The 12,069-nt window shown below is 43.0% G+C and carries 9 protein-coding genes and 1 pseudogene; 3 read left to right on the top strand and 7 right to left on the bottom strand.

Features of this window, described 5'->3' with window-relative positions:
- Window positions 1-19 precede the first annotated feature (19 nt).
- Window positions 20-1,420, top strand: a complete 1,401-nt coding sequence (locus tag PY092_RS17215; protein WP_275617036.1) for a Gfo/Idh/MocA family protein — start codon at window positions 20-22, stop codon at window positions 1,418-1,420.
- 372 nt (window positions 1,421-1,792) lie between these two features.
- Here PY092_RS17215 and PY092_RS17210 read toward each other — a convergent pair whose 3' ends face one another.
- Window positions 1,793-2,326 (bottom strand): NADPH-dependent FMN reductase, encoded by a 534-nt coding sequence (locus PY092_RS17210; protein ID WP_275617035.1) that lies wholly within the window; start codon window positions 2,324-2,326, stop codon window positions 1,793-1,795.
- A 147-nt stretch (window positions 2,327-2,473) separates the two neighbouring features.
- The gene (locus PY092_RS17205; protein ID WP_275617034.1) at window positions 2,474-3,082 is read right to left on the bottom strand and encodes a superoxide dismutase; all 609 of its coding nucleotides are present in this window, start codon (window positions 3,080-3,082) and stop codon (window positions 2,474-2,476) included.
- 87 nt (window positions 3,083-3,169) lie between these two features.
- On the opposite strand from PY092_RS17205, the gene PY092_RS17200 reads away from it, so the two are divergent.
- Window positions 3,170-3,802 carry a helix-turn-helix transcriptional regulator gene (locus tag PY092_RS17200; protein WP_275617033.1) on the top strand — a complete coding sequence of 211 codons (633 nt, stop codon included), beginning with the start codon at window positions 3,170-3,172 and terminating at the stop codon, window positions 3,800-3,802.
- A 30-nt stretch (window positions 3,803-3,832) separates the two neighbouring features.
- Here the strand turns inward: PY092_RS17200 and PY092_RS17195 are convergent, their stop codons facing one another.
- Both PY092_RS17195 and PY092_RS17190 read right to left on the bottom strand, forming a co-directional pair.
- Window positions 3,833-7,600, bottom strand: coding sequence for a family 78 glycoside hydrolase catalytic domain (locus PY092_RS17195; protein WP_275617032.1), 3,768 nt, complete (start codon window positions 7,598-7,600; stop codon window positions 3,833-3,835).
- A gap of 28 nt (window positions 7,601-7,628) precedes the next feature.
- Entirely contained in the window at window positions 7,629-9,245 is a 1,617-nt protein-coding gene (locus tag PY092_RS17190; protein WP_275617031.1) for a carboxylesterase/lipase family protein, read from the bottom strand.
- A 77-nt stretch (window positions 9,246-9,322) separates the two neighbouring features.
- Here PY092_RS17190 and PY092_RS17185 point away from each other — a divergent pair, with 77 nt between their 5' ends.
- The gene (locus PY092_RS17185) at window positions 9,323-9,532 is read left to right on the top strand and encodes a hypothetical protein (RefSeq protein WP_275617030.1); all 210 of its coding nucleotides are present in this window, start codon (window positions 9,323-9,325) and stop codon (window positions 9,530-9,532) included.
- Window positions 9,533-9,588: 56 nt separating this feature from the next.
- Here PY092_RS17185 and PY092_RS17180 read toward each other — a convergent pair whose 3' ends face one another.
- The 3 genes and pseudogenes from PY092_RS17180 to PY092_RS17170 form a co-directional block, all read right to left on the bottom strand.
- Window positions 9,589-10,107: a DUF5004 domain-containing protein gene (locus tag PY092_RS17180; RefSeq protein ID WP_275617029.1), complete on the bottom strand. Its 519-nt coding sequence runs from the start codon at window positions 10,105-10,107 to the stop codon at window positions 9,589-9,591.
- 107 nt (window positions 10,108-10,214) lie between these two features.
- Complete coding sequence (locus tag PY092_RS17175) at window positions 10,215-11,669, bottom strand: alpha-L-fucosidase (RefSeq protein WP_275617028.1); 1,455 nt, start codon at window positions 11,667-11,669, stop codon at window positions 10,215-10,217.
- A gap of 252 nt (window positions 11,670-11,921) precedes the next feature.
- Window positions 11,922-12,069 (bottom strand): annotated as a pseudogene (locus tag PY092_RS17170) (gluconate 2-dehydrogenase subunit 3 family protein); the annotation flags it as partial.

Here is a 12,069-nt window from a genome sequence, read left to right as displayed (position 1 = left end):
CATCAAAAAATCAACGTACATGAAAAGTAACAATTCAAACAAAAGAAGAAAGTTTTTACAGCAGATAGGTGCTACCACACTGGCATCCGCAGCAACACCATTCGCCTCTTTTGCCGCACAGGAAAAAGCTGAGGAGCGCATATTGAGATATGACAGAGAGTTCTCCAACAACGACAAGGTACGCATTGGTGTGATTGGCTACGGTGTACAAGGCCATTTTGACCTGAGCACTGCATTGCAAGTCCCGGGGGTTGAACTTGCCGGGATATGTGACCTGTACAAAGGTAGATTGACCCGCGCCCAAGAAGAATTCGGAAAGGACCTTTTTGTTACCAGAAGCTATAAGGACCTGTTAGATAAAGACGACATTGATGCTGTTTTGATTTGCACTACGGATGTTTGGCACTCCCAAATAACCTTGGAGGCCCTTGCCAAAGGCAAACACGTGTATCTGGAAAAACCCATGATGCACAAAATAGATGAAGGTTACCCGATGATGAAAGCCGCTGAAAAATCAGGTAAGGTATTTCAAGTTGGAAGCCAAAGGGTTAGCAGTGTTGGCTATGCCAAGGCAAAGGAACTTTTGGCCGCAGGGGAAATCGGTGACCTTAACATGGTTCAAGCCGCTTGGGACCGTCAGAGCTCCATTGGGGCATGGGAATACACCATCCCGGATGATGCCAGCGCAGAAACCACGGACTGGGATACTTTCATTGAGGTAACCGACAAAATGGAATTCGATGCCAAAAAATTCTTTTGGTGGAGAGCCTTTAAAGAATTTGGTACCGGTGTAGCGGGCGACCTCTACATCCATCTGTTGAGCGGAACGCATTTCATTACCAATTCCAAAGGGCCAGAAAGTATTTACAGTACAGGACAATTTAGTCACTGGAACGATGGACGTAACATGCCCGATGTGATGTCCGGTGTAATGCAGTATCCCAAAAGTGAAGAACACCCTGCATTTCAACTGAATCTGAGGGTAAACTTCATCAGCGGAACGGGTGGCCAGGAAATCATTCAATTGATTGGTTCCGAGGGAACATTGACCATAGACCGCAATGATATCATTGTCAGTTATAGCAAAATGCCGGAAGCTCCCGGGTTCGGTGGATACGATTCCGTATTTACATTTCCAAAGGAAATGCAGGATAGAATGACTGCCAACTACAACCTCAAATGGACCGAAGCACAACAAAAAAGACATCCCAAAGGCGATGTGATTTATAAAGCACCTGAGGGCTATAGTGATCATTTGGATCATTTCACCAATTTCTTTGACGCGATCAGAACAGGAAAAAAAGTAGTGGAAGACGCTGAATTTGGATTCAGGGCAGCAGCTCCAGCACTTGCCTGCAACACCAGTTATTTTGATAAAAAAATCATGAACTGGGATCCCCTAAAAATGAAATTGGTTTAAAAATCCCCCATTATCTTTTGGAAGAATCAAGGAGGCATCAGGATGTTTTTCAATGGTATCTCGGATTGTTTTGCCATCATCAGGACTTGTCCTATGTCTCCCCAAAAGATTTGGACACCTTTACTTCCCTTCCCCATTGTCACGACACTATTTATTGATATATTTACATGTTTCAATATAATAATGGTGTTTTGACGCTAAAACAAGTAGAAAAAATTTCCAAAGCCTTGAGCGATGTCAATCGTTTGAAGATTCTCCGGGCCGTATACCATTGTGAGAGGAAACCATAATAGGATACAAAAAGGTTTCATTGAGTTGAGTATAGCCATTTGGTAAACTATCTTGAGAAATACTGAAGAGTGACCAAAAAACTTACACCTCCAATAATAGGCTCATTGCCCTTTCAAATTTGTCTTTATATTCAAAGGAAATATTCTTGGAGCCTTCCTCATAGAGGGCCTGCATTACCACTGGAACACTGTAGGGCAAAGTCCAGGCCCGCAATGTGTTTGCCACGACCCGCATGTTATCGATTCCCGTGGAGGCGTTTCCGCCGTATGCCCAACAGACCAGGGCCACTTTAATACGGTCTAGGTAGGGTCCCTTCTCGCGAGCACTGATGATGAGCCAATCCAGACAATTCTTCATAGCTCCCACCATACCTCCATGGTATAGGGGACTCAACCAAATATGGCGGTCACAGCTTCGGAACAAATCCACCATTTCGAGGACAGGAGGAGGTGTCTCCTCGGCATCTTCTGAAAAGAAAGGTATGTTGTGGTCGACCAAGTTATATACCACCACCTCAACGCCCATACCTTCCAAAGTGGTTTTAAAATAATCCACAATATGGTTTGCAGTGTTCAATCTAGTGGAGATTGTTCCATTGAAAACAAGTACCCTCATTTGACTTGACCTTTTTTGTGATTCGAGAAAATACCACTCTTCATTTATCATTTCCAGTGGAACAGGGGTTAAATTATGAATAAATAGGTAAAAACTAAATCCGGAACGGGATTAACCGCCCCGGATTAGCACTAGGTATAGAAATCATTATGATATAGCCGCCAAATAACGTTTCTCCACCTCTTTCCAATCAACAAGACTCCAAAATGCGTCAATATATTCCGGTCTCTTGTTTTGATAGTTTAAGTAGTAGGCATGTTCCCAAACATCCAAGCCCAAAATTGGGGTTCCTTGGTCTGGAGCGGTATCCATCAATGGATTATCTTGGTTTGGTGTAGAGGTAACTTTTAAGTTTCCATCAGCATCTACGATCAACCAAGCCCAACCTGAACCAAAACGGGTTGCAGCTGCATTGGAAAAACTTGCTTTTAGGTCATCCAAAGATCCGAATGTTGTATCGATTGCCTCGGACAATTTAGCTGATAGTTCAGAACCGTTTGGGGCTAAGATGGTCCAGAACAAGCAGTGGTTGTAGTGCCCTCCACCATTGTTTCTGATTGCCGTGGACAGTTTTGATATTTTGCCAAAAAGGCTGTTTAGATCTGTTCCTTCAATTCCGGATTCCTCCAAGGCAGCGTTCAATTTGTTGACGTATCCTTGATGGTGCTTGGTGTGGTGGATTTCCATGGTTCTGGCATCAATGTATGGTGCAAGTGCATCGTAGCTATAAGGTAACTCTGGTAATTTGTAACTCATAATATGTAGTTTTGAATTAAATAACTTTTTAAAACAGTACAAAGATATTACATTTGTATAATAAACCAAATAATCACTTTGTTTATCATGAATAATAATGTTCCAGAAAATGAACGAGCTATTTGGATTCTCAAAAATGAGGGCGAGAAAACCTTAAAGGAATTGTCCCAAGCCCTCGGTGTGACTACTGAGGGAGCCAGGTTTCAACTTTTAAAACTGTCCAATGATGGCTATGTAAAGTCCGAAAGCAGGGCCAAGGGAAGAGGTCGCCCGCAACAATTCTGGTCGTTGACAAAGAAAGGGCATTCCAAATTTCCGGATTCGCATTCGGAGCTGACCTTGAGACTCATCAATAAGATAAAAGAGAATCTTGGAGAGGAAACCTTGACCGAGCTTATTAGTTCCACAGGGCAGGATACGCTTCAGAACTATCTCAATTCCATTCCTGACACAGCAACTCTAGAAGAAAAGATTGAAAAGTTGGCGGAGCTACGTAAGCAAGAAGGCTATATGGCCACTTATGAGCAAGATGAAAATGGAAACTTCCTTTTAATAGAAAATCATTGCCCTATTTGTGCCGCAGCGACTTTATGTCAAGGATTTTGCAGTACAGAACTCAATACATTCCAATCTGTATTGGGTCCCAACACCAAGGTGGAAAGGGTTGACCATATTCTTGCTGGGGCAAGGCGGTGTGCCTACTTGATCAGCAAAAAATAATAACGAACCCTTTATAACTTGGCAATTTCCTTACAGTGAAATAGCCTTTACTTCATTATTTTCCAATTGGAATTCGAAGGTGCCCGAACTCAATTCATATATACCTACCTCAATTCCATTACGCACCGTTCTTCCATTGTACGTCACTCCTTTTATGGCCTCAAAGGAATCATCATCTACTCCCATGGGCAAATACAGGGTGGCAGTAGTATTAGCAGGCACCGTGGTTTTGTAGAAAGTCATATTTCCTTTGCCATCGGAAGTCCAACTACTATAAATGGTACCATAATTGGATTCGTAACTGCCCGACAAAGATTCAAACTCTCCAGCAACCTGTGGCTGCAATACAAAGTGCTTGTAACCAGCTTCTCCCGATTTATGATCTGTAGTGATGCCCAATTGGAACTCATACATCCACTGTCCAACAGCACCAAGTGCAAAGTGGTTAAAGGAGTTCATTCGATTTTCATTATTCTCCTTAAATGCGGCCTTAAATCCATTCCAGCGCTCCCAAATGGAGGTCGCACCCTTGGTAACCGGATATAACCATGAGGTATAATCCGTACTCGAAAATAGTTTATAGGCCTCATCCACCTTACCTCCTCTACTCAGCGAAGGCAAGATATTCGGTGTTCCCGAAAAACCTGTGGTAATGGTATAAGGCAAGAAATCTTCGGTTACCTGTTCACTGTTCATTCCAAAACCGCCCAAGGCTCCCACTCTCATGGGATATTCCACACGGGAACCATCTACATTTGTATTACTGGATGATGGCATGGACACCAATTCCGCTAAATAGGCTTCCGCTTTTGGTCTGTTCTCTTCATTAAACACATTAAAGTTCAAAGGGGTTGCATAGGATGTTTGTGAATGTACGATTAGCCCGTTAAGGTTTCTAGTTCTTCCCGAATCAGGGTCAACAAAAAATCGGTTCCACTCCTCCTTCGCCTTACTGTGTCTATCCTTTAGTTCATTGGCATAGTTGTTTTCCCCAATGGCACCGGCCATAATCGCTGTAACCTCCATCATATAAATATAAATGGCATTGTTGACCAACTCGGCAGGTGTGTTGTTGTCCATGGCCAACCAATCTGCAAGCCCATCAGTTTTAGAAGAGAGGTAGGTGTACTCTTCGTTAAAATCGTAATGGTCCATTCCATCCAACCATAGGCGCATGGTCTCCATGTTCTCTTCAATGATCTTGGTATCGCCATACTGCACATATAATTGCCATGGCACCATACATACTGCCGCGGCCCATGTTGTTCCATTTGCAAATGTGGTATCGTCTGTCATATTGTAGGTTGGAACCGTGCTGCCTATTCCCCCAGGTGCTTCTGTTTCACTCCCAACGCCTTGGTCATCGCGCAAGGCGACCATCCATTGACGGAAGAAATTATAGGTGTCAGAATTATACGTGCCTGTTCTTGTGTAGGCTTGGGCATCTCCAGTCCAACCCATTCGCTCGTTACGTTGTGGGCAATCGGTTGGCAGCGTGAAGAAATTCCCTAATTGACTACGCTGTATATTTTTGAAGAGTTGATTGGCCAATTCCCCAGTTTCTCCATCTGTGGTAGTTGCAGCATAGGTTCCTGTGGGCAATTCATCAGAAGACAGAGATAAACCAATTACATTTTCCAAGGGCAATGCCCCTGCATGATTTGGCAATGTTATCTGAATATACTGATATCCCCTAAATGTTGTTCTTGGTTGAATTATGGCTTTGCCATCATCCTTGGCAATATAGAAATCAGTTGCCATGGCCGCTCTATAATTCTCAGTAAGTATACGTCCAGCAACTCCCTTCCCGTTCTCATAACCATACATGTCGATGTATTGGGGTTCATCGCCATCCAAACCTGGATAAACCTGTTCCCCGTACCGTAAAATAACGGTATCTCCTTTTTTAAGCCATCCTTCGGGCACAGTAATCGATGGAACCCCGACCATGTTGACACCCATATTATAGGTATATGTGGTTTCGTCTTCACTATGGATCTCCATAAACTCCGTAGCCTGTAAACGCTCAACTACGCGAACAGGACGGTCGTATCTAGAAACGATTTCAAAATCTATCCATTCCCTTGGGTGGACAACTTCAGCTTTGGCCCATCCATCAGAATTATAGGCTGTTGTAGTCCAACCATTAGTGTTGCCATCAACAGGAATCTGTTCTTCTTTGAGAGCATTGTAGCGTTCTCCTTGGAAAAAACTCCCATATTCCACAGGACCCTCCACGAATATTTTCCATGTGTCGGTATTGGTAACCACGGTCTGTTCTGTTCCGTCCGCATAGGTTATGACCAATTTGGCCAACAATGCTTCAGTATCCCCAAAAAAGTTAAAATTGGTAGGTGTATAGGTCATATAGCCCGTGTACCATCCCGGAAAAATAAGCGCACCAATGGCATTCTCCCCTTGGTTGATGTTTTTGGTAACATCATACGCATAATAGCCCAAGGTTTCACGGAATTGTGTAGCTCCTGGTGCGAACCAATCCTCTCCTATTCTATCGCCATTTATGTAGACCTCGTTGGAACCCATGGAGGTTACATAGAGTTTTGCCTTGGCAATGCTTTTTCCATCTGTATTGAAGTTTGACCGTAACATGGTTGCTGAACCATGACTTGGGTCTGCATATTGAATCAAAGTTCGGTCCGAAGTATTGCTAATTTCAATGGAGCCATCCTGATTCAAACTGACACCTTCAAAATCTTCAAATATGGAATAAGTCGCTCCTGTATCCTGACCAAAAACCATATTATTCCTTGTGTCGCTTTTCCCTGCATTCAAAATTTTATAATCCTTAAAAACAACCTTACTGCCGGGTTGCGCACCAAAGCCAACGGAATTGATATGTGGGTAAGTCAAAAAGTTTCCTCCACCGGCACCTGTAACCGAGAATCCCATTTCCCTAAACTGAGGGGGTATGGGGTTGTTGGGGTCTTCGGGCTCCAACTCTAGTATTTCACCATTGATCTTAATGACAATGTTACTGGCATTTACCCCTATTGCGAGTGTATTTGTTTCATCTTTATTACTTGATGTAATCAACTCATTGATGTTGGTCTGAGGATAATTCTCCCTGGAAATTACCATGTAAGGAGTTTCCGCCGAATCGTTTGAATCAAAGCCGACACGATAAATATTCAGTGCTGTTCCGGAAGCACTTCCCACCCCGGAGACATCCAGCTCCAACCTAAGATAGTTTTCTCCTTCAGCATTGTTGATATTCTGAAACTTATCGTTGAACCTAAAGTCATTTGCCCCGATGATCAAGGATGCCGTATTCCCTTCCACAATCTGAACATCGGTTTCAACATCAAAAAGCAATGCCGATGTGGCATCCAATGTCAAAGTGTTGGTCCCAATAAATTGAGCACCTTCCCAGGCAGCCATAGTGGGATTCATCAAGCCTGTCTCAAAACTGGATGTTTGTGTATAGGTTTTTCCTTCCACATCCCAAACGGTCAAACTCCAGGTGTAGGCGGTTTCAGATTCCAGAGCATCCCCTTCGTAGGCAATATTGTTGGATATACCACTCTCTACCTTTCCGCTGTCCCAAACCGTTCTTCCATCTTGTTTAGCTATTTTGATTTGGTACCCCTGTTGTTCCTGTCCAACGATATCCGATTTCATTTGCCAACCGAACAATGGTTTCTCATCTTCAATGGCCAAAGGTTTTTCAGCATAGGCTACCCTCAGATTTTGTATTTCGGTACTTGGGGAGCCACAGGAAATGGCCATAAGTAGACTGACCCACAAAAGGGCAACAAATGTTTTCGGAAATATTTTCATTGTTTAGTTTTTTAGGTGTGCGATTTGCTTATCTATCAGCCATCAAAGCCAGGAATTCTTTATCATGTTGGGGTTTTACCTCGCAAGTGTTATCGAAAAACATGGTTGCTGTATTCTCAGGGTTATACTGTGACCATTCTGGTAAGCCATCGTGATTGGGATTCCCTGTTTTGGCAAAATTGATCCAAGCGGAGCTCATTTTATCTGCGAGCACATGGGCCTCTTGTCCACCACCGGTCATTTGTCGCGCCCGCTCCACATTGTCGAAAACAAATGGGAGTTCCATGCAATGCAGGGCCTTATATTTCCCATCAAAAACAGGGGACTGCCATGTGAACATGAACATGTAAACGGTTGCGCCATTGGCCAATTGTGACTTTTTGTTGGCTTGGAACACTGCCCCAGGCCTAAAAGTGGCATCGATGTCCAATAAATCGGATGGTCGTGTGTCGTTTGGGTATGCTTTTTTCACAGCAGCTATATAATCATCTGCCTTGTCCTTATAAGTTTCCTTGATATGTGCCATGACCTCTTCTTCGGATGCATTGAAAAAACGACCGTTCATAAATGGTGTGAATTCATTTTTAGTGGTGCCCAGCATCAAAGGAATGTCCTTGGAAAGTTCGAATGCCTCATCCGACATGAGGTCGTGGGGAAGCACATTGCCATCCAAACTAGGGCCCCAATTAAGACTCATCCCAACAGGGACAATCCCTTTAGCTTTCATTTGCTCGGCCACTTTTTGCAATGCTGCCAATCCTGCCTTGCTCAACTCATCAAATGGAACAGTTTGTAGACTATCCACTTGATCTTCAGTAAGTGAAAGTTGGTTCAACACCTCCGTCGCAATTGCCCTAGTGGTTTCCTTTTTGGACAAGTTGCCCCTAAACGATCCACTTTGATTAATCGCTTTGTGGAATAACCCTTTTGCACGTGGCATGGCCATCAAGGTATTTACTTTGGCTCCTCCCCCTGATTGCCCAAAAATCGTAACATTGTCTGGGTCCCCGCCAAAATTGGAAATATTGGTTTTTACCCAATCCAACGCGGCAATAATGTCCAACATACTATTGTTTGCGGTATGCTTGTATTTATCACCATAAGCCGATAAGTCCAAAAAGCCCAAAATATTCAATCTATGATTAATGGATACAACGACCACATCGCCTTTGGCACTCAAGTTTTCTCCATGGTACGATGGTAGTTCTTGACTAGACCCGGCCGTAAACCCACCTCCATGAATCCAAAAAAGCACGGGTCTCTTTCTGCCATCGTCAATGCCGGGAGTCCACACATTCAGTCTCAAACAATCTTCACTGGTATATCCCCAATCGTGATCGAAAACAAATTCGGATTCGTCTTTCACCTGTGTGGTCGGCGTCATTAAGGGCGCAACAGGGCCGTACATGGTGGAACTTCTTATACCATCCCAAGGGGTTACTTTTTTGGCTGGCATGAAGCGATCGGCAGTGGCATAGGGTATGCCTTTGTAGGTGTATATCCCGTTTTGGATAAATCCACGGACTTTACCCGATTCGGTATTGGTAACGGCAACATCGGCCCCGGTAATAACTTCTGTTTGTGCACTTACAGCACATGCCCCAATAACCATTAGGGACAGGAAGAATATTTTTTTAAATTTCATGTCAGTTTGTTTAGTTATGTTTTTTATTCGTCAGAATTTAACTCATTTTTTTATGATTCTGGAACAATTGGTTGAAAATGAACAATTTTTCATTTTGTATTTTACAGATTAAACAACCAAATACCTGTTCTTATCTGTTCTGTCAAGAACCTATTGTCATTATCTATCCATTCGCCATTGAGGTAACCGATAATGACTTTTCCTATTTTGTGGGAAGAGTTCAAGAGAAAACAGGAAAATCCAAAGAAAAGATTGAAAGTTTAGAATGCCACCTCTATAAGAAATAAAAAAGTCCCCAAATGTTCGGGGACTTTTTTATACCATCTGTATAAAAACGAACCGCTTAGGGAATCAAACTATAAGTGAAATCAACATTACTACGGAAAGTGTTTCCATTCACATCGGTCACATTATAACTTTGTGAAAAGCTAAATTCGGTTGAATCATCATTGAACACCAAAGCAGTGGATTGAATACTGCAAGAGGCTGTTAATCGTAAGTTTTGGGAAACCAGTTCCCATGTTCCCGATGTTTCCACTTGGTAATCACAGTCTTCTGCATTTTGTCCCTGCTCGTAGGTATAGGACCTATTCTCCCCGAATATGTACATGGCGTCCCTTTGACAATCTGAATACTGGCCAAAAAGGTCAGTGGAGGGATTATCAACATCATCATCAGTTAAATCCACTTCCTCTGTTGCAACTATCGAGGATAATACCCACTCCCCCACCAATTGCTCCTCTGCTGCGGATAAAGCACCGGTAAAATCTTGAGGACATTCGATACTATCATCCGAATTACATGAGATAAAGGATGCACATACCAAAAATACCGTTCCAATACTTAAAAACTTGCTTTTCATTTTCATCATTAAATTTAAAAGTTTCTTAAGTGATGGTTTAAACGACAAATGGTTGTGTTTTAAAATTAAAAAACCACTATTTTATCAATGGTCCGTATGCTTAATTTTCAATACACCTCCAAATTGGAAATAACGGGGCAGCCCAAGGCCTCTTTTATCTCAACTTTTAATTTAGAGGTATGGATACCGTTAAGGGGCAAGATGCGCTTATAACCTATGGTTGTTTCACTGGCCACCTCTTCCCATTGATCATTATTCCAGGCATATACGCCAAAAGTGGCAACTCGCTGCCCAAGGACAATGTATTCTTGCAGCAATAGGTAATTCAGTTCTTGTTCCTCTCCAAGGTCGATTACGATGGATGCATTGGTCACTTCATCATCGGTTGCCCAATAGGTGTCCTCATTGCCATCCGTTAGGTTTTCGGGAGAGAACCTTTTATCACTTCCCCTGAAAGTACTTGCATCCATCTTTGCCGACCGAGCCAAATCTTTCTGAAACACACTATCCACAATCTTCCTGAACCCCTGTAAAGCCTTAACATCATTCTCATGGAACAATCCTCGTGTATCAGGAGGGATGTTGAGCAACCATGTAGACCCCCTACCCACAGAAGTCAAATATCGCTCAAAAAGATTCTCGGGCGACCTGACCAAAGAATCCTCTGCCTTATGATAAAACCAGCCTGGACGGATAGACACATTGACCTCCGCAGGAATCCAATGCGAGCCTCCAGGTGTACCATGCTGCAATAAATCTTCAATTCCAAACTTTCCTGCATAAAGGGTGTCCGGAGTGATGGTGTTCCAATGGGTCTTTCCCCCGATTCCCTTTTCATTACCGACCCATCTTAAATCGGGTCCTGCATCACTGAAAAAGAGTACTTGTGGCTGTATGGAATCCACCATGTTCAAGGTGGTTGGCCAGTCGTAATAATTTTGTCTGTCTATGGTTCTTTCTTCCCTGGCACCTCCGTAATAGCCATCACCCCCATTGGCACCATCGAACCACATTTCAAACACTGGCCCATATCCTGTGAACAATTCCTTGAGCTGGTTTCTGTAGTATTCAATATAGGAAGGTTCTCCATAATCAGCCCGGTTTCTATCCCATGGCGACAAATAGACCCCAAATTTAAGCCCGTGTTTGGCAGCCGATTCGGATACGGATTTCACAATATCTCCATTGCCCGATTCAAATGGGCTGTTTTTAATGGAATGCTCAGTATATGCCGAAGGCCATAAAGCAAAACCATCATGATGCTTAGCGGTCAAAATGACCCCTTTAAAACCAGCTTCCTTTAAAGTTTGCATCCATTGGTCGGCATCAAAAGCTGTGGGAGCGAAAAGTTCAGGGGATTCATCGCCATACCCCCATTCCTTATCCGTGAACGTATTGATGGTAAAATGTATGAATGCATTCATTTCCATTTTGTACCACGCCAATTGCTCTTCAGAGGGCAGTGGCCCCAAAGGTTCTGGAGGATTTACCTTGTTTTCTTTTTGACAAGAAATATTAAGCAATAACAAAAAAACTGTAAGTGATAAAAAAAGGTTTCTCATTTCGTTTTCAATTTATTTGATGGTATTTGGTTTAATGTGGCATAGAGTAAATGGAATAAAATACCACAAATTCATTGATTTACCCTGAAAAAAGATAGTCAATAGTTTAAAAGGTCTACCATAGTAGTATCCGTAATGTATTTGAATACAAAGAAAGCAGGCCCATAAAGGGCCTGCTACTAATTAACTAAACTAACTCAAATCAACTTTATGGTAAATATCCATAAAGATGGCTGAATTATTTCTTTGGTATCAAGTGATAAGGTTCCCATCCTCGTCCCACTCGGCGATAATGCCGCGTTTGCTCTGGTCCACGCATTTGGCCAACCATTCCTCATCATAGGCAACACCGTGCTGTTCCAGTACGTCATCCGGTACGCCGTCCCAAACGTTGGGCTGG

It is taken from the genome of Flagellimonas yonaguniensis (assembly GCF_029193885.1).
GTDB lineage: Bacteria > Bacteroidota > Bacteroidia > Flavobacteriales > Flavobacteriaceae > Flagellimonas > Flagellimonas yonaguniensis.
Note: the sequence above shows the minus strand (reverse complement) of the source record. Positions and strands in the feature narration are given on the sequence as shown.

Bases quoted from the DNA above. Each gene is read 5' to 3' on its own strand.
- PY092_RS17215 (WP_275617036.1), top strand. From the start codon at position 20: ATGAAAAGTAACAATTCAAACAAAAGAAGAAAGTTTTTACAGCAGATA.
- PY092_RS17210 (WP_275617035.1), bottom strand. From the start codon at position 2,326: ATGAGGGTACTTGTTTTCAATGGAACAATCTCCACTAGATTGAACACT.
- PY092_RS17205 (WP_275617034.1), bottom strand. From the start codon at position 3,082: ATGAGTTACAAATTACCAGAGTTACCTTATAGCTACGATGCACTTGCA.
- PY092_RS17200 (WP_275617033.1), top strand. From the start codon at position 3,170: ATGAATAATAATGTTCCAGAAAATGAACGAGCTATTTGGATTCTCAAA.
- PY092_RS17195 (WP_275617032.1), bottom strand. From the start codon at position 7,600: ATGAAAATATTTCCGAAAACATTTGTTGCCCTTTTGTGGGTCAGTCTA.
- PY092_RS17190 (WP_275617031.1), bottom strand. From the start codon at position 9,245: ATGAAATTTAAAAAAATATTCTTCCTGTCCCTAATGGTTATTGGGGCA.
- PY092_RS17185 (WP_275617030.1), top strand. From the start codon at position 9,323: ATGAACAATTTTTCATTTTGTATTTTACAGATTAAACAACCAAATACC.
- PY092_RS17180 (WP_275617029.1), bottom strand. From the start codon at position 10,107: ATGAAAAGCAAGTTTTTAAGTATTGGAACGGTATTTTTGGTATGTGCA.
- PY092_RS17175 (WP_275617028.1), bottom strand. From the start codon at position 11,669: ATGAGAAACCTTTTTTTATCACTTACAGTTTTTTTGTTATTGCTTAAT.